At 65.2% G+C, this 18,295-nt stretch carries 14 protein-coding genes; 11 read left to right on the top strand and 3 right to left on the bottom strand.

From position 1 onward, the window contains the following. From HMPREF1023_RS03565 to HMPREF1023_RS03530, 8 genes are all read left to right on the top strand, one after another. On the top strand, positions 1-399 hold a 399-nt coding region (locus HMPREF1023_RS03565), incomplete at its 5' end, for a HisA/HisF-related TIM barrel protein (protein ID WP_035578345.1). Positions 400-575: 176 nt separating this feature from the next. Next, the gene (gene hisF / locus HMPREF1023_RS03560; RefSeq protein WP_009304783.1) at positions 576-1,340 is read left to right on the top strand and encodes an imidazole glycerol phosphate synthase subunit HisF; all 765 of its coding nucleotides are present in this window, start codon (positions 576-578) and stop codon (positions 1,338-1,340) included. A 469-nt stretch (positions 1,341-1,809) separates the two neighbouring features. Next, on the top strand, positions 1,810-2,130 hold the full coding sequence (gene hisI / locus HMPREF1023_RS03555) for a phosphoribosyl-AMP cyclohydrolase (protein ID WP_009304782.1): 321 nt from the start codon (positions 1,810-1,812) through the stop codon (positions 2,128-2,130). A gap of 143 nt (positions 2,131-2,273) precedes the next feature. Then, the gene (locus HMPREF1023_RS03550) at positions 2,274-4,481 is read left to right on the top strand and encodes a GGDEF domain-containing phosphodiesterase (protein ID WP_009304781.1); all 2,208 of its coding nucleotides are present in this window, start codon (positions 2,274-2,276) and stop codon (positions 4,479-4,481) included. A 230-nt stretch (positions 4,482-4,711) separates the two neighbouring features. Further along, positions 4,712-5,374 carry a fructose-6-phosphate aldolase gene (fsa, locus tag HMPREF1023_RS03545; RefSeq protein ID WP_009608849.1) on the top strand — a complete coding sequence of 221 codons (663 nt, stop codon included), beginning with the start codon at positions 4,712-4,714 and terminating at the stop codon, positions 5,372-5,374. After that, positions 5,371-7,011: a transcription termination factor Rho gene (rho, locus tag HMPREF1023_RS03540; protein ID WP_009608903.1), complete on the top strand. Its 1,641-nt coding sequence runs from the start codon at positions 5,371-5,373 to the stop codon at positions 7,009-7,011. The genes fsa and rho overlap by 4 nt, the downstream gene beginning before the upstream one ends. Positions 7,012-7,152: 141 nt before the next feature. Beyond that, on the top strand, positions 7,153-8,205 hold the full coding sequence (gene sppA / locus HMPREF1023_RS03535; RefSeq protein ID WP_009608843.1) for a signal peptide peptidase SppA: 1,053 nt from the start codon (positions 7,153-7,155) through the stop codon (positions 8,203-8,205). Next, positions 8,186-10,213, top strand: a complete 2,028-nt coding sequence (locus HMPREF1023_RS03530) for a methionine--tRNA ligase (protein ID WP_009304778.1) — start codon at positions 8,186-8,188, stop codon at positions 10,211-10,213. The genes sppA and HMPREF1023_RS03530 overlap by 20 nt, the downstream gene beginning before the upstream one ends. A 724-nt stretch (positions 10,214-10,937) precedes the next feature. On the opposite strand, the gene HMPREF1023_RS03525 is transcribed toward HMPREF1023_RS03530, so the two are convergent. Together HMPREF1023_RS03525 and HMPREF1023_RS03520 are read right to left on the bottom strand one after the other, a co-directional pair. Continuing rightward, a complete protein-coding gene (locus tag HMPREF1023_RS03525) occupies positions 10,938-12,017 on the bottom strand; it encodes a molybdopterin-dependent oxidoreductase (RefSeq protein WP_009304777.1) in 1,080 nt (359 codons plus the stop codon). Positions 12,018-12,026: 9 nt separating this feature from the next. Then, positions 12,027-13,826, bottom strand: a complete 1,800-nt coding sequence (locus tag HMPREF1023_RS03520) for a molybdopterin-dependent oxidoreductase (RefSeq protein ID WP_009304776.1) — start codon at positions 13,824-13,826, stop codon at positions 12,027-12,029. Positions 13,827-14,171: 345 nt separating this feature from the next. Here HMPREF1023_RS03520 and HMPREF1023_RS03515 point away from each other — a divergent pair, with 345 nt between their 5' ends. The 3 genes from HMPREF1023_RS03515 (at position 14,172) to HMPREF1023_RS03505 (ending at position 17,510) form a co-directional block, all read left to right on the top strand. Next, positions 14,172-15,689 carry a helix-turn-helix transcriptional regulator gene (locus HMPREF1023_RS03515; protein WP_009304775.1) on the top strand — a complete coding sequence of 506 codons (1,518 nt, stop codon included), beginning with the start codon at positions 14,172-14,174 and terminating at the stop codon, positions 15,687-15,689. Positions 15,690-15,770: 81 nt separating this feature from the next. After that, a complete protein-coding gene (gene rnhA / locus HMPREF1023_RS03510; RefSeq protein WP_009304774.1) occupies positions 15,771-16,247 on the top strand; it encodes a ribonuclease HI in 477 nt (158 codons plus the stop codon). 147 nt (positions 16,248-16,394) lie between these two features. Further along, positions 16,395-17,510, top strand: a complete 1,116-nt coding sequence (locus HMPREF1023_RS03505) for an NlpC/P60 family protein (RefSeq protein ID WP_009608859.1) — start codon at positions 16,395-16,397, stop codon at positions 17,508-17,510. A gap of 72 nt (positions 17,511-17,582) precedes the next feature. Here HMPREF1023_RS03505 and yihA read toward each other — a convergent pair whose 3' ends face one another. Continuing rightward, a complete protein-coding gene (yihA, locus tag HMPREF1023_RS03500) occupies positions 17,583-18,164 on the bottom strand; it encodes a ribosome biogenesis GTP-binding protein YihA/YsxC (protein WP_009304772.1) in 582 nt (193 codons plus the stop codon). Between the last annotated feature and the right edge of the window lie 131 nt (positions 18,165-18,295).

Below are 18,295 nucleotides of genomic sequence, written 5' to 3'. Positions count from 1 at the left end.
GCGGGCATCGACGCGAAGGGCGGCGAGGTGGCCGTGGCCGGGTGGCGCGAGGGCGCTGGCGTGGCCGCCGAGGAGCTGGCGCGCGACATGTCGGCGCTCGGGTTCCGGCACCTCGTGTACACCGATATCGCGCGCGACGGCATGCAGACCGGCATCGAGGCCGCGGCGTACGTGCGCATGGCCGAGGCGTTCGGACATCCGGTGATCGCATCGGGCGGCGTGGCCGGCGTGGACGACATCGTGCGTTTGGGCGAGGTGGCCGGCAGCATCGAGGGCGTCATCGCGGGACGCGCCGTGTACGAGGGCGCGCTGTCGGTGCAGGAGGGCGTGCGCGCCTGCGACGAGGCCACGCGCCGAGCCGAGGCCGCCGCCGTCCAGGCGAACCCTTGTGGAATGTGAGTCCAACATGTTTGGTAAGGTCAGCGAGCGGGTTCTTCGCGAGCGCGATTGCCGCGAAGGCTCGACGAAGCGTGCCTTGGGCACGTGAGGAGAACCTGGAGCGGCAAGCGTGCCGCGAAGTACCCGCGCAGCGTCGGCACGTCCGTCGTTGCGTTAGCAACGACGGAAGGAGCGAGATGCTAGCGAAACGCGTGATACCTTGCATGGACGTGAAGGACGGTCGCGTGGTCAAGGGCGTGAACTTCGTGAACCTGCGCGACGCGGGCGATCCCATCGAGCTCGCGCAGCGCTACGACGAGGAGCGCGCCGACGAGGTGATCTTCCTCGACATCACGGCCACGAGCGACGACCGCGCCACCACGGTCGACCTTGCCAGCCGCGCCAGCGAGCAACTGCATCTGCCGTACTGCGTGGGCGGTGGTTTCCGCAGCGTGGCCGACATTCGCACGATGATCGCGGCCGGCGCTGACAAGGTGTCGGTGAACTCGGCCGCCGTGGCCGATCCGTCGCTCATCACGAGCGCCGCCGCGGCGTTCGGCTCGCAGGCCATCCTCTGCGCCATCGACGCGAAGCAGGTGACGGGCAACCCGAACAAATGGGAGGTCTACGTTGCGGGCGGGCGCAAGGCCACGGGCATCGACGCGGTCGCCTGGGCGCAGGAGGCGGCCCGGTGCGGGGCGGGGGAGATCCTGCTCACCAGCATGGATCGCGACGGCAGCCGCGACGGCTTCGACTGCGCGCTCACTCGCGCCGTCGCGCGTGCGGTGGACATCCCGGTCATCGCCTCGGGCGGGGTGGGCAAGCTCGAGCACTTCGCCCAAGGCGTCATCGAGGGCGAGGCCGATGCCGTGCTGGCTGCAAGCGTCTTCCACTTCGGCGAGCTTTCCGTCCGTCAAGTGAAGGAGCATATGCGCGCCCAGGGTATCCCCGTGCGGCTGTAGGGGTGGGGCGGCCCTCGTTTCCGGAGCGAACGCGACGACGGGTCGCTCGACCGCGATCCTCCATCGCGTCAAGGGGTCGCACGGCCGAGCCTTCCGTGCAGCTGAAAGCGCTGCGACTGGCGAAAAAGCATCGAATTCGGAAGTTTCTAGCTGGGTCGCAAGCTCGTCGGAGGCTCTTTTTGCGCATAGAGCCTGGTTGCTGGCTTGCTCCTTTCCGCTCCCGGGCGCCGCATGCGCTTGAAACGGGCGATGTCTTCCGAATTCGATGGCTTTTCGCCATTCAGAACGCCGTAGGCCGCACAGGTGGAGGAGCGATCCGGTTTTCGGACGATCCGACGGCATGGTTTGGGATCGTCCCGAGGACGTTCACGCGCCGGCCTTCCGCCTTCGCAGGAGAGAAGCGAGGGGCGGATGCAGGCTGCGGTTGCGCAAGCAGCCGCAGTACATCGATCGAGTGAGGATTATAGGTATGAACATTCCTGGCATCGCTTACAACGCCGACGGGCTCGTTCCCTGCATCGTGCAGGATGCAGACACGCTCGAGGTGCTCATGATGGCGTGGATGAGCGAGGAGTCGCTTGCGCTCACGCTCGAGCGCGGCGAGACGGTGTTCTGGAGCCGCAGCCGCCGGGAGCTATGGCACAAGGGCGCCACCTCGGGCAACGTGCAGAAGCTCGTGGAGCTGCGTTACGACTGCGATGCCGACACGCTGCTCGCGCTCGTTCATCCGGCGGGTCCGGCCTGCCATACCGGCGAGCGCACCTGCTTCTACCGCGCGTTCCCCCGCTAGCCGCCTCTCGCTCGGAACGCTCAGTGCAGCGAGGCCCGAGGATTCCGCTTATGTTGAGCCGTTGCATCATAGGGGTTGTGAGGATGCCGATCGTGCCTCATAATATTGCGTTCGATTACGGGATGGTTTAGAAGGGGACGCGAGTGACTGACAAGTCGACGGCAGGCCGTGACGGGGAAGCGGGCTCGACCGGCTTCGCTCGGGTTTCCATTGAAGCCCCGCGCATCGATGCCGCTACCGGGCTGCTTGGCAAAGAAGCCTTCTTCGACGAGGCCGCTGCGTATCTTAGGCATTCGGGCGCACGCGATGTCAGCATCGTCTGCTTCGATGTCGACCATTTCAAACTGTTCAACGATCTGCACGGACTTGATTGCGGCGACGAGCTTCTAAGGTACCTGGGTCGCGCCCTCGCCCTCCGCTTCTCGCCCGACGGGGCGCAACCGCTCGCGCGCCTTGCGGCCGATACGTTCGCCTTGTGCGCGACCGGCATCCGCCCCGAGCGCGTCGAGCGCATCCTCGTCGACATCTCCTCCGAATGTCCGAACGGCATCGACGCCATCGTGCGCGCGGGCGTGTACCGCATCGAGGATCCTGCTTCGCCGGTCAGCATCATGTGCGACCGCGCGGTCATCGCGCTTCGCACGGTGAAGGGCAGCTACTTCGACCGCGTGGCTTTGTACGACCCCGGCATGCGCGAGGCGCTCGTCCTCGAACGCGAGGTCGTCGCCGGCATAGAATCGGCGTTGCGCGAGGATCGCATCGAGCTGTTCCTCCAGCCGAAATGCAATATACGCACCGGCAAGATCGTGGGTGCCGAGGCGCTGGCCCGTTGGCGCCATCCCGAGCGCGGCATCGTCGCCCCGGGCGAGTTCATCCCGCTGATCGAGCGCAACGGCCTTGTGCGCTCACTCGACCTGCGCGTGTGGGAGAAGACCGCCGCGTGGATCAGGGGCCTCATCGACGAAGGAGTGCAGCCCGTTCCCGTGTCGGTGAACGTGTCGCGCGCCGACATCTACCTCGTGGACGTGGCCGCCGAACTGCATGCGCTCGTGGAGCGCTACGGCATCGAACCGTCGCTCATCGAGGTGGAGATCACCGAGAGCGCCTATTCGGAACGCCCCGATCGCATCGTGGCCGCGTTCGACGAGCTGGCCGAGCGCGGCTTCACCGTGCTCATGGACGACTTCGGCAGCGGCTACTCGTCGCTCAACATGCTGAAGGACATCAACGTCGACGTGCTGAAGATCGACATGCGCTTCCTCGACCGCGACGACCGGCGCAGCAAGGACATCATGGAATCGGTCATCCGCATGGCGCGCTGGCTGGACCTGCCCGTCATCGCCGAAGGCGTGGAGACGCGCGAGCAGGTGAACTTCCTTTTGGACGTGGGGTGCTCGTACGCGCAGGGCTACTACTACGCGCGCCCGATGGAGGCGGCGGCGTTCGAGGCGCTGCTGACCGACGGTTCGAAAGTTCAGCACGAGCAATGCGCTCTGCAGGATGCGCGCCGTCCCATCCTCGATTTCAGGGATCTGCTGCATGAGAACACCATCAGCGACCGCATGCTTTCCAGCATCATCGGCTCGGTGGCGCTGTACTCGTATGCCGACGGCGATCTGCGCCTGATTCGGGGCAACGAAGCGTACCGGCGCTTGATAGCGACGCTCGGGGAAGGCGTGAACGGCGCCGAGGAGGGCGGCAGCCTGCTTCCTTTCGTGCATGACGAAGATCGGGACGCCCTCGTGGCCGCGGCGGAGGAGACGGTGCGCTCCTGCCCCGACGACGGGGTGGAGGTGGTCGTGCGCCGCATGGGAACGAACGGCTGCCATTGGCATAAGATGCGCCTGTTCCATTTGAACACGACGAACGGTTCGGCCACGGTGTACGGCTCCGTGACCGACGTCACGGAGCGCATGGAGTACATGGAGGCGCTGCGCAAGAGCGAGCAGCGCTTCGAGATGACCTTGGAAGCCAGCGGCACGGTGGTGTTCGAGCTGGACATCCCCACGCGCACCGCTCGCTATTCGGAGTTCTTGCAGCAGGCGTTCGGCTTGGCCGAGACCGTGGCGAACGCCCCGGAGGGGTTCATCGAGCAGGGGACGGTTGCCGAGGAGTCCATCGAGGATTTTCGCGCCATCTACCGAGACCTCTACGCCGGCGCGCCTCGCACGTCGGCGGTTGTGCGCGCCATCATGGGAGACGGGTCGCGTGCGTGGAACCGCGTGACGCTTCTGGCCATGCCGAACGAGGCGGGCGCGCCCGTCAAGGCCGTCGGCCTCGTGGAAAACGTCACGCGCGAGACGGAGATGGATCTTTTGCTGAAGCGTCTCGGTCGTTTCGAGCAAGATTGAGGATCACGCCGTCCGCAAGGCGCGCCCGCACCGTTTCGTAGACCTTCCTCCATCGCTTTTACACGATACCTGCCGCTTTGCGCTTGAACGAAGGAAACACATGCGGTACCATGATGATCAGTTCTTTTATCTCACAGCACACATCCAACACACCCGCATCTCATCACGGAATCCATGCGCGCCGTCGCGCGCGTTTCACCTGTAATAGCCATTGTATAAGGAGGACCTGGGTGAAGTTTTTTCTGGACACCGCCGATCTCGACGAAATAGAAGAGGCGGCCAGCTGGGGCGTGCTCGCCGGCGTCACTACGAACCCGACGCTGTACGCGCGCACCGGAGGCAAGCTCGACGATTTCCACAACCACATCAAGCGCATCTGCGAAATCGTGGACGGGCCCGTCTCCGCTGAAAGCGTCGCCATGACGCGCGACGAGATCATCCGCGACGGCCGCGAGCTGGCCGCGCTTGCCGACAACGTGGTCGTGAAGATCCCCACCATGGTGGAGGGTCTCGCCGCCACCAAGGCGCTCTCCGAAGAGGGCATCCCCGTCAACATGACGCTGTGCTTCAGCGTGCCGCAGGCCATCATGGCCGCCCGCGCCGGCGCCCGCTACATCAGCCCCTTCGTCGGCCGGTTCGACGACATCGCCGAGGACGGCATCTCGCAGTTGGCCGACGTGGTGGCCGCGGTGAACAACTACGACTTCGGCCACGACGTGGAGATCATCGCCGCGTCGGTGCGCAGCGCGAACCACGTGACGCAGGCCGCCCTCATGGGCGCCGACATCGCCACGGTGCCGTTCGCTGCGCTCAAGAAGTGCGTGCAACATCCGCTGACCGACCGCGGCCTGGATGCGTTCATGAAGGACTGGGAGAAAGTTCAGCAAGCATGAGCGAAACCGAAGCAACCACGGAGGCTCCTGCGGCCGCTCCCGTCAAGCGACGTTCCACCAGCGTGAAGGCGAAGACGCAGGGCAAGGCCGAGGGCGCAGCCACTCCGGGCCGCAACTCGTCGGCCACGCGCACGCCGCGCAAATCGGTGAAGGCGGGCGGCGCGCAGCAGCAACAGCCGCAGGGCGGTTCGAACAACCGCCGCCAGAACGCCTCGAACGCCGGCAAGCAGAACAACGGCGGCAGCAATCGCCAGAAGCAGGGCGGCGGCCAGAACCGGCAGAACAACAGCCAGAACCAGCGTCGTCAGCGTCGCCAGCACGACAACAACCGCGGCAACCGCGAAGTGCAGCCCAGCGTGTCGCGCGAGGAGCTGGCGAAGCTCAAGGTGGCCGAGCTGCGCGAGAAGGCCGCCGAGCTCAACCTCGACGTGACGGGCCTCAAGAAGGCCGAGCTGGTGGAGGCCGTGTTCGAAGCCAGTGTCAAGGCCGAGGGCTTCATCGAGGTGTCGGGCATCCTCGACATCCTGGCCGACGGCTACGGCTTCCTCCGCACGCAGGGCTACCTGCCCAGCGAGACGGATTGCTACGTGGGTCTTTCCACCATCCGCCGCAACGGCCTGCGCAAGGGCGATCTCGTGTCCGGTCAGACGCGCCCGGCGCGCGAGAACGAGAAGTACGCCGCCATCCAGAAGGTCACGGCCGTCAACGGCACGCCCGTCGAGGAGCTGGGCAGCCGCGTGCGCTTCGGCGACCTCACGCCGGTCTACCCGGACGAATGCCTCGTCATGGAGCACGGCAAGAACACCGTCACCGCCCGCGTCATCGACCTCGTGTCGCCCATCGGCAAGGGCCAGCGCGGACTGATCGTCAGCCCCCCGAAGGCGGGCAAGACCACCATCCTCAAGGACATCGCCGCCGCCATCAGCGCGAACAACCCCGAAGTGCACCTCATGTGCCTGCTCGTGGACGAGCGTCCCGAGGAAGTCACCGACATGGAGCGCTCCATCAAGGGCGAGGTCATCTCCTCCACGTTCGATATGCCCACCGAGAACCACATCGCCGTGTCCGAGCTGGTCATCGAGCGCGCGAAGCGCCTCGTGGAATGCGGCAAGGACGTTGTCGTGCTGCTGGACTCGCTCACGCGCCTCGCGCGCGCCTACAACCTGGCGCAGCCGGCATCGGGCCGCATCCTGTCGGGCGGCGTGGACTCCACGGCGCTCTACCCGCCGAAGCGATTCCTGGGCGCTGCGCGCAACATCGAGCACGGCGGTAGCCTGACCATTCTGGCCTCAGCCCTGGTGGACACGGGCTCGAAGATGGACGAGGTCATCTTCGAGGAGTTCAAGGGCACCGGCAACATGGAGCTCAAGCTGGATCGCAACCTGGCCGACCGCCGCATCTTCCCGGCCATCGACCCGGTGGCGTCGGGCACCCGCAAGGAGGATCTGCTGCTGGAGCCGCAGGAGGCGCCGCTCATCTGGGCCGTGCGCCGCATCCTCGCGAACACGAACAGCACCGAACGCGCCATGGACATGCTGATCAAGTCGCTCAAGCAGACCGAGACGAACCAGGAGTTCCTCGTGCGCACGGCGAAGAAGGCCCAGCACACAAAGGCCGACGGCTCGCTGGAGTTCTAGGCGCGCCCATCCGTCATCCGGCCGACACCGTGCGCGCCGGTCGCGGTCTTATAATGGAAACCACCAGGGAACCGCATCCGTTGGGTGCGGTTCCCTGTCGCATACGGTAGTATGGTCAGACGCATGAACCAAGGAGGGACCATGTCTCAAGACAACAACTGGCAGCAGCAGGTGTGGCAGCAGCCTGCCGCGCCGCAGCAGCCTGTCGCGCCGGCCGCGCCGTACGGCTACGCCGTGCAGCCCCCGAAGAAAAGCCGCGGCTGGATCGTCGCCCTCGTGGCCGTCGTGCTCGTGTTCGCGCTGCTGGCGCTGGGCATGTGGTCGTGCACGTCGGTCATGTCCTCGTCGTTCGGGTCCTTCGGCACGGGCTCCACGGTCGACGACGTGGACTACCTCACGGGCGACGCGGTCGGCGTCATCGACATCGACGGCACCATCCAGTACGACAACACCACCTCCAGCCCCGAAGGCCTGAAGGCCCAGCTCGATCGCGCCGAGAAGAACAGCCATATCAAGGCCGTCGTACTGCGTGTGAACTCCGGCGGCGGCACGGCTACGGCGGGCGAGGAGATGGCCGACTACGTGCGCGGGTTCTCCGAGCGCACCGGCAAGCCTGTCGTGGTGTCCAGCGCGTCCGTCAATGCGAGCGCCGCCTATGAGATATCCTCGCAGGCCGACTATATCTACACGGCCAAGACCACGGCCATCGGCGCCATCGGCACGGTCATGCAGGTTACCGACCTGTCCGGCCTCATGGAGAAGCTGGGCATCTCGGTGGACAACGTCACCAGCGCCGACAGCAAGGATTCCAGCTACGGCACGCGCCCGCTCACCGAGGAGGAGCGCGCCTACTACCAGGATCAGGTCGACCAGATCAACGAGACATTCATCCAGACCGTGGCCGAGGGTCGCGACATGCCCGTCGAAGACGTGCGCGCGCTGGCCACGGGTCTCACGTTCACCGGCATGACGGCAGTCGAGAACGGCCTTGCCGACGAGATCGGCACCAAGGACGACGCCGTGGCGAAGGCAGCCGAGCTGGCGAACATCGCGCACTACACCACCGTCACGCTCAAGAATCCCACGAGCAGCCTGTCGAGCCTGCTCGACCTCATGTCAAAGAGCAACGTTTCCACCGACGATATCGCCCGAGCGCTGAAGGAGCTGGACACCGATGGCAGCATCGCCCAATAGCAACGAACGAATCTCGTGGCCCAAGCGCGCCGTCGTCACGGCGGGCATGCCCTACGGCAACAAGCCGCTGCACTTCGGCCACATCGCCGGGGTGTTCGTGCCGGCCGACGCCTTCGCGCGCTTCCTGCGCGACCGCATCGGCGCGGCCAACGTGCGCTTCATCAGCGGCACCGACTGCTTCGGCTCGCCCATCAACGAGGGCTACCGCAAGCTGGTGGAGGCCGGCGAGTTCGACGGCACCATCGCCGAGTACGTCGAGCGCAACCACGAGGCGCAGAAGAACACGCTGGACGCCTACGGCATCAGCCTGTCCATCTACGAAGGCTCCGGCATGGGGCATTCGGGCGACGTGCATCAGCTGATCACCGAGAAGTTCATCGAGAAGCTGCACGAGAACGGGCACTTGCAGCGCCGAAGCACGCTGCAGTTCTACGATGCGGAAGCGGGCACGTTCCTCAACGGCCGCCAGGTGGTCGGGCGCTGCCCCGTGCAGGGCTGCAAGTCCGAGCACGCCTACGCCGACGAGTGCGACCTGGGGCACAGCTACGCCCCCGAGGACCTCATCGCGCCGAAGTCGTCGCTGACGGGCACGACTCCCGAGATGCGCCCGGTGGAGAACTGGTACTTCGATTTGCCCGCGTTCGCCGACTTCCTGCGCGGCCACGTGGCGGCGCTCGAGGCCGACCCCGAGGTGCGCGCCATCGTGCCGCAGACCGTCAAGGAGTTCCTCAGCGCCCCCGTCGTCTACATCAAGAACGACGCCCGCGAGGCCTACGACGCCGTGGCGGGCGAGCTGCCGGCCCATCAGCTGCGCGAGGCCGAGAAGGGCAAGCAGAGCTTCGAGATCGAGTTCGCCTCCATCGACGACCGCGACGCGGCGCGCGAGGTGCTGGGGCGGGCGGGCATCCGCTTCCGCACGGGCAAGGCGCTCGTGCCGTTCCGCATCACGGGCAACATCGAGTGGGGCGTGAAGGCGCCGGTCATCGACGGGCTGGAAGGCCTCACGGTGTGGTGCTGGCCCGAGAGCCTGTGGGCGCCCATGTCGTTCACCATGGCCGTCAACGACAAGATGGGCCTGCCGCGCGGCAGCTGGCGCGATTTCTGGTGCTCGGAGGACGCCGAGGTGTACCAGTTCATCGGCCAGGACAACCTGTACTTCTACGGGGTTGCGCAGCCCGCGCTCATCGAGGCGCTGCGCCCTGACGACATCCTGACGCCCGGCGTGACCGAGCATCCCATCCGCCAGACCACCCTCGTGGCGAACCATCACATCCTGTTCGGCGACAAGAAGGCCTCGTCGTCGGGCTCGGTGAAGCCGCCCACGGCCGACGAGCTGCTGGACTACTACACCGTCGAGCAGCTGCGCGCGCACTTCCTGGCGCTCGGCCTCGACCAGAAGTCGGTGGGCTTCAAGCCCAAGCCGTTTTTGGCCACCCCCGAGGAGCTTGCGGACACGCGCGTGGCCGACCCGGTGCTGAAAGAGGGCGCGCTGCTGACGAACGTGTTCAACCGCTTGGCCCGCAGCTGCTTCTACGAGGCGCAGAAGAACTTCGAGGGCTATATGCCGCTGGGCGATGCGTCCGAGGACGTGGTAGCGAAGGTGCACGAGGTGCTGCGCGCCTACGACGAGACGATGCACCGCGTGGAACTGCACACCATCATGTCCATCATGGACGAGTTCATCCGCTGGGCGAACAAGCGCTGGTCGGACGGCATCCGCGAGGTCGAGAACACGGGCGACGACGAGCTGCGCCGCCAGGTGCTCGTGGACTCGTTCTTCCTGCTGCGCATGGCGACGCTGCTCATGCACCCCGTGGTGCCGGCGGGCGCCGAGAAGATCTGCGACTACCTCAGCTTCGAGTTCGACGACTTCTTCAGCTGGAACTACGACTTCGAGAACATGGACGAGCTGTGCAGCGCCGGCGAGATCACTGAAGCCCGCCACCGCATCCGCGAGCTGCCCCCGCGCTTCGACTTCTTCGCGAAGCACCCGAGCCAGTACAAGTAACGTCCCGACAGGGGGCGGGCCTTCAACGGGGATGTTTTCGGGATGAAGAGCGCCCGTCCGCGGAATGCGGGCGGGCGCTTTCGGTTGACGTGCGTTAGGGAGGGACGGGTGGTTCGACGCGTGCGCAGCTATGGGTGGATTGCGTGCAGCAAAAACGCCGGTTTGGCAGCACCGGCCCGTTCGGACGCCTTCTTCTCGGGTTCGGGAGCGTTGTTTTGCGGAATGCGACCGAGCGCCATCTGGAGTTTTGTCGCTGCTCTTCACCAGTCGCGGAGTCGAGGCTGCCAAACCGGCGTTTTTGCTGCACGCGAGCCGGCGAAAACGTGCGCGGCCGTTGCGTGGTCCGACAGCCGAGGGGCGGAGCAGGTTGCCGGGCTGGGCGCAAAGAGGGTTCCATGACAATCTCGAAGCAGTTTCGACGTGCCGGTAGGCTTCGCCAAACCGTATAATCCCAGGTGGTGAAAATCTTGCGTCGCCGCCGACGTCCGATCCGGCCGCCGAATTTGTCATGGGACCCGTTTTGCGCCCAGCTCCGCCTCGCTCTATGTCGGATTTGACACGTCAGGGTTCCAACGTGTCAAAGCACCCGTCCTCTTGACGCACTGGGTGCTGCCGTTCGCCCGCATGGACGCTCGCGACGGTGTGGGACGCAACATGAAAACGCCCGCCCGCATTTCGCGGACGGGCGTTTTCGGTTGGCTCGAGGTTGCGTGCTGCGAAGGGTTTAGGCCACTTCGAACAGCAGCGTCGCCGCAAGCGGGGACACCATGCCGTCGGCGGTTTTCGCGCGCACGGTCATGCGGTAGTCGCCCTTTTCCTCGAACGACGTGGTGAACTGCCAGTTCACCCACTTGTCGGCCGTGGCGCCGTCGGTGTCGCACGACGTCCATGTGCGGCCGTTGTCGAATGAGAACTCGATGGCGGCGATGGGGCTTCCCAGATCGTCGGCCACGCCTTCGAACGTGATCTCGTCGCCTGCCTTGAACACGCAGTCGTCGGAGTAGTTCATGATGTTGATCTTGTTGCGGTAGCACGGGTCCACCTGCTGCACGTCGGGCTCCGCATCCTCCTGCGTCAGCTCGATGTTCACGATGTCGCGCGTGAAGTAGCGCGCCACGGTCTCGGGCATCCACAGCTGCAGGCTCGACCCGGTGGCCGCCTCCAGCTCCTGGCCGTTCACCTGGTACGCCAGAAGCGCGTTCTTCTCCAGCGCGTAGCGCAAGGGCAGCGGCTGGCCGAAGCCGTCGGCGCCGTAGGCGGTGATGGTGTTCACGCCGTCTTCCAGGTCGGCCATCTCCACCACGGCCGACAGCGGCACGCCCATGACGGCCGCCTGGCCGAAGGGCGATCCGGTGGCGCACGAGCACGCCATCATCGTCTCCTGGTTGGCATCTTCGGCCAGGTCGCGCACGTCGATGGTGAAGTTCTTCTTGATGTTGCCGCCCACGTTCACGTAGAAGTTGGCCACGCCGCCCTCCACGTCGACGAGCTCGGTGGCAGGCTTCGAGCACATGCTGGTCAGCGCTGTTCCGAACACGTTGAACAGCTCGTCGTTGGGGGTGACGCCTTCCTGGTTGAAGGTGAACGCTCCCTGGGCGTTGGCCACGGAGACGTAGGACACGTCGTCCTCGTTGAACCATTGTGCGGTCACGACGTTGTCTCCCACGGCATGCGTCGTGGCGATCGGGTCCGCGTCGGCGGTCTGCGGTAGTCCGGCCGTAGCGCCGATACCGCCCACTGCTCCGAACATCAGCAGCGCGCCGCCGGCCACGCCGCCCGCGATCTTCTTGGGGTTGTAAGCCATGGCGTCCTCCTACTCGCTCTTCTCGTCAGATGCCGCCGCGACCTTCGGAGGGATCAGCGATGCGCTTTCCAGCACGGTCGTGTCCTCGGGGTTGGGCATCTTGTCCTTCGCGTTGAACATGACGGTCTGGGTCTCGAAGCTCGTCATGCCGCTTTCGGTGGTGGCGCGAACGGTCAGGCAGTACGCGCCTTCCAGTTCGGGCTTGTAGGTGAAGCTCCACCACACCATCTTGTTGCGATCCATGTCGCCGATATCGTACTTCGTCCACGTTTCTCCGCGGTCAAGGGAGAACTCGACGCTTGCGATCTTCTCGTCGTAGCCGTCCACGTAGCCGGTGAATTCGTAGGGCTGGCCGTTCTGCACGAGCAGGCCGTCGGGCACGCCGAGGATGGTGGCGTTGGGCTTGTTCATGGGAACGTCGTCCTCGTTCTGCCATCCGTTCGGGTTGCCGGCCCACTTGTCGGTGTAGTCGATGTCCTCGTCGGTGACGTGGTAGGTGTCGATCTGCTTCGAGTTGATCTGCGCGTCCACGCCTTCCACCCAGTTCGTGCACGGATAGCCGCGCGTCGCGTCGAGGTACTCGCCGCCGATCTTGTACACCAGCAGCGCCTCGTCGGAGTCGACCTTGTCCACGGGGAAGGCGCGTTTGGAGCTGCCGTCGGCGCGCAGCGCCTTCACGCCCGTCGTGCCGTCCTTGTAGCCGCCCGCCTTTTCGACGAGCCAGCTCACGGGAATGCCGGTTATCTCGGTGTTCGTGACTCCGCCGCCTCCCACCGGGTTCCAGTTGCACACCATCTTCGAGGTCTTCGTGATCACGGCGCCGTCGGCCTCGGCTTCTTTGATGAGCTCGGGCAGCGTGGCCGTGTACTCGGCGTTCACGTTGCCGTCAACGGTGATGGTCCATTCGTCGAACAGGCTTTGCGGCATCTCCAGGTCGAGGCCGTTCACGCCCGCGCCGTGGCGCATGTTGTCGTAGTAGGCGTGCATCCAGTCGTACGAGAACACGCCGCTCTGGCCCTGCGTCCTCTCTTGATCGATCTTGAAATCGCCCTGCACGTTCTCGACGTCGTTGATTCCCCACAGGCGATCGTATTTCGTGAGATCCCACAGCTCCAGGCCCGCACCGTTCTCGGTGGCGTTGTGGCAGGACATGCAGTCGCCCTGATACTGGTTGACGAAGTCGCTCTTCGTGCGCGATCCGTAGTGAACGGCGTGCATGAGCGTGCCGAACTCGTACTGCTTCGCGATGTAGCCCGGAGCGTAGGAGTGGCAGAACAGGCACTGCTGCAGCGTGGTCTTGTTGTCCAACTCGTCGTTCCAGGCAACCGGGTGCTCGTAGGGCAGGTGCTTCAGCAGCGAGTTCATGTCGGCATGGCACGATTCGCAGCCGCGGTTGTCGGCGTCCAGCCAGTAGGTGTTGTACGAGTTGGAACCGGCTTGGATCTGCCAAGCGTCGGGGTTCACCTCGTACTCGGTGGGCGTGCGCTGCACCATCTGCCCGTTCGGCAGGGTGCGCACTTCGGGAGCGTATTCGGTCGCAACCTGGTCCCAGCGGTCCCATAGGTTGTCGAGGTATTCCTTGCCGGGATAGTAGTTCTCGTCGATGTCCTCGTTCGTGGTGCCTTCGGCGCCGTCGATGACGGCCTGCTGCTCGGGCGTGAGCTTCTGCTCCTGCGGGACGGCGCCTCCGTCCCCGGACGGAGCGGCGGCGCCTGCGTTCTCCGACTGCTGCGGCGCGCATCCTGCCGCCAGGCCGAGCGTGCAGGCCGCGCAGGTTGCCACGATGATGGCCTTCTTGTTGAGCCTCATGCATCCCCCTTTCCTTGTCTTGGTTCCCGTCGTCCGCCATGCGCGCTCGCGCTTCGCCGTTTGCGTCCCTCCCTTCTTCCTCTTGCGTCGTCGATGCGCGCGGACCGTCCCATCGTAGGATGCGGGCTGCCGTGCGCGCCATCGCCCAAGTATCCGATTCGCGGGTCGTCCGATGATTTCCGCATCGGACACTTTGGCCGATGCCCGTGCAGAGCGGGGTGATTCTGCCGGTTCGGGCCGAACGCGCCGTTTTTTGAGGGTGCGGGCGTGCGAAGGGCGTGCGATAATGAGAGGCGGTCGCCGAGCGGTGGCCTGATGTTGGGGAGGCTTGGGGAATCACCGATCATGGGCAACCGCGGTCTGCAAATCAATCCGGTGGGCGTGCTCGCTTCGTGCGGGCTGGGGCTCAATCTGGTCTGGTGCACGTTGATGGGCCACACGCTGGGCTTCATGTCGTCAACAGCCGGCATGGATGCGTGGGCGAATCCGCGCCTGTTCTTCCTTGCCGGCATCCTTCTATGCACGGCGGCGTTCGCGACGGCTCCGCGTGCGCTCAAGCGCGCCGACGGCATGCTGCGCTTCGTGCTGCCGCTGTTGTCGGCCTTCGGCACGGCGTGCTTCGGCATGTCGTTCCACCAGACCTTCTTCGATCCCGGGGCGCTGGCCGTGGGCGGCCTGTTCGTGGCCGGCGTGGGCTACTTCTGGCTGGCGGCGCGCTATATGCTGCTGCTCGCGCGCACGCAGGGCTACGTGTGCGCCGTCGCCAGCATAGCGGGCAGTCTGGTGCTCAAGCTTCCCGTCTTGCTCGTGCTCAGCGCGTTCGCAAGCCCCGCAGTGCAGGTGATCGTCGCCATCGCCATGCCTGTGGCCACGGCGCTTCTGTTCGAAACGGCATGCACTCTTGCGCGCGATCGTGCCGATCTCGCGGCAGGGGAGGGCGTTTCGGATGCCGTTGCGCCTTCGAGGGCGGCTTCCGCCTCGGAGGGCTCTCGCGCTCGTACGGTGTTCGGCGTGCCGGCCGTCCCGCGCACGCGCGAGCGCACGTCAGCTGCCGAACGCCGCACCATGCTCGTGCTGTTGGCTATTGCGGCGGTGGTGCTGGCTGTTATCCGCTCGGTGAGCTACCTGGGGATGTGGGGCGATACGAACGCGAACATCTCCACGGCGCTGCCGTGGCTCACCGCCATGATCGTTCCGGCCGTCTGCGTCGTGGTGTTCGCCTACGCCGCGCTCGCGCGCCTGGCCGATGCCGCGTTGCCGATCCGATTCCAGCCTGCGCTGCTGCTCATCTTGGTGGGTTTGTTCGTCGTAGCCATCCAGGCGAACCCCACGGGAGCGTCGCTCGGGTTCCTCACCGTGGTCATACAGATCGACGAGCTGTTCGCGCACCTCTTGTTCTGGACCGTCGTGGTAACGGCGCTCGACGTGCTCGACGTGCCGTCGTACCGCGTCATGGGGGTGGCCGGCGTGGTCTATGCGGGAGCGTCCATCGCCTGGGTGCTGTTGTTGGGACGCGCGGCCATCGTGGACACGTTGCTCGTGATGCTGGCAACCTACGCTTTCGTGGTCGTTGCGCTGTGCGCCGTTTGGTTCGTGCCGAGTCGAAAGGATGCCGCTTCGGGCGAGGTCGCTGCTCCGCTCGTGCAGACGGTGTCGGACACGTGTCTCGAGCTGGCGGGACGTTATGCGCTGTCGCCGCGCGAGACCGAGGTGTTCGTGCTTCTGGCCCAGGGCCGCACGCGCGCCTTCATCCAGGACGAGCTGGTGCTGTCAGGCAGCACCGTGAAGACCCACGTCTCCCATATCTACGCCAAGATGGGCGTCCACGACCGCCAGGAGATGATGGACCTCATCTGGGGCTGACGCGTAGAATTCGATGGCGACCGCTCTCTCGTGGTATGATACCCATCCGGTTTTGCCCCTCCGACGCGAAAGGCCCTCCACATGCATGTAGATATATACACCGACGGTGCGGCGCGGGGGAATCCGGGGCCGGGGGGCTACGGCACGGTGCTGCGCTTCGTCGATTCGAAGGGCGCCGTCCACGAGAAGGAGCTGTCGCAGGGCTACGAGCGCACCACGAACAACCGCATGGAGCTCATGGCCGTGGTGGCGGGTCTCGAAGTGCTCAAGCGCCCGTGCTCCATCACGTTGTACTCCGACTCGCAGTACGTGGTGAACGCCTTCAACCAGCATTGGGTTGACGGCTGGCTCAAGCGCGGCTGGAAGAACGCGCAGAAGCAGCCCGTGAAGAACGACGATCTGTGGAAGCGTCTGCTGGCGGCCAAGGAGCCTCACGACGTGACGTTCGTGTGGGTGAAGGGGCATGCGGGCCATCCCGAGAACGAGCGCTGCGACGAGCTGGCCACGACGGCCGCCGACGGCGCGGGGCGCATTCGCGACGAGGGCTTCAACGGATAAGCGAGGATTCCGAAGCTGCACCCGGCTCACCCGAGGTTCGTATGATGTTCCTGTTCGATTTCCAAGCTGTTTCGTAGGCGAGCCATGCGATCTGATACACTAGCTCGCAATGTATACGAGCATCTGAGCGCAGGTGGAGGTTCCCACATGCAACAGCAAGCAATGCGCGCCCGCAAGGGCGTGTTCGCGGGAGCAGTGGCTGCGGCCCTCGCGGCGACTCTCATGATCCCTTCGTTGGCGTACGCCGATCCGACTGCCAGCGAAAAGCAGGCTGAAGCTCAGGCCGCGCTCGCATCGCTCAACAGCATGCAGAGTACGCTCAACCGAACCTCCGTCGTCTACGATGAGGCCTTGGCCGCGCAGAGAGAAGCCGAGGCCAAGCGCGACGAGGCGCAGGCGCGCATCGACGAGGCGAACGGCCAGATCGCCGACCTTCAAACCCGATTGGGATCTCGTGCGCGCAGCATGTACCGCACGGGCGGAAGCTCGTTCCTCGACCTGCTGCTGGGCGCCACCACCTTCCAGGAGTTCTCGACGGGTTGGGATATGCTCAACACCTTGAACGAGAACGATGCCGATCTCGTTCAGCAGACGAAAGATCTGCGTGCCGAAGTGCAGGAGCAGCAGGCCGCCTATGCAGAGCAGCAGCGCGTAGCCGCCGAGAAGGCCGATGAGGCGCTGCGCTCCAAGCAGGAGGCGGCGTCCACGATGTCCGCCATGCAGGCTACCTACGACAGCCTGAGCGCCGAAGCGGCCGAGCTGCTGGAGCAGGAGCGCGCTGCGCAGGCAGCCGCCGATGCAGCTCAGGCCCAAGCCGTGGTGGAAGCGTCTGCGCGTCAGGCCCAAGAGAACGCGAACGCTTCGGGCAATGTTGCTCCGGGCAACGATCCCTCGCCTTCTCCGTCGCCCGCTCCGAGCGAGCCTTCCGGACCCTCCTACAATCCTGTGACGGGCAATGCTATCGTCGACCGGGCGTACGGTTGCATAGGATTGCCATATTCGTGGGGTGGGGTAGGACCGAGCTCGTTCGATTGCTCCGGCCTGGTAAGCTATGCCGTGACTGGAAGCTTCTCCCGATGGGGAACCACGAACACGTTCATGGGCATGTCGCAGGTAGGCGATCCTCAACCTGGCGATATCGCCACCAGCTGGGGCCACTGCGGTATCTACATCGGCAACGGCCAGATGATCCATGCTCCAACCTTCGGCCAGACGGTGTGCATCAGCCCGGTGCAGGGTGACATGATCATCGTTCGCCCGTAGCCCCGGATTCCTCAAGCGAAAGAAAACGGCCCTTCGGGGCCGTTTTCTTTCGGGTGCATGCTGTGGCAGCGCCTACCGCACGCTGTTCTTGATGAGCGAGCGCAGTTCGTCGATGCCGGTGCCCTTCTCCGACGAGCACACCACGAGCGGCACGTCGGCCCCCAGCTTCAGCTGCTTCTTCAGGGCGGCCTTCTGCTTCATCTGCTGCTGACGGCTGAGCTTGTCGGCCTTCGTCAGCACCACGGCGAACGGCAGCTCGGCCTCCTGCAAAAAGCCGATCATGTTCACGTCGAGGTCGGACGCCTCGTGGCGGATGTCCACGAGCGAAACCACGAGCGCGAGGTCGCGATCCTGGTTGAAGTAGCCCTCGATGAGCTCCGACCAGCGGCTCTTGTCCGACTTCGACACCTTCGCGTAGCCGTAGCCCGGCAGGTCGACGAAGCGCACGCCGTCGCAGGAGAAGAAGTTGATGGTGGCCGTCTTGCCCGGCGTCTGCGACACCTTCGCCAGCCCTTTGCGGTTGAACAGCTTGTTCAGCAGCGACGACTTGCCCACGTTCGAGCGTCCCGCAAACGCGATCTCGGGCATGGTCGAAGGCGTGAGCTGAGACGATACGCCGAATGATCGCTCGAATACCACGTTGTTGATGTTCATGGGACGCTCCTTGCGGCCGTGCTGTTCGTCATGCTCCTCATGGTACCCGAACCGCGTCGGGGATGCGGGCGGAACCCGGCAACCCCCTCGCATTCCCCACGGGATGCGTCAGACGCGCTTGCGTCCCGTGT

The sequence above is a fragment of the Eggerthella sp. 1_3_56FAA genome (genome assembly GCF_000185625.1).
Classification (GTDB): Bacteria; Actinomycetota; Coriobacteriia; order Coriobacteriales; family Eggerthellaceae; genus Eggerthella; species Eggerthella lenta.
This window is presented reverse-complemented; position numbering and strand designations above follow the sequence as displayed.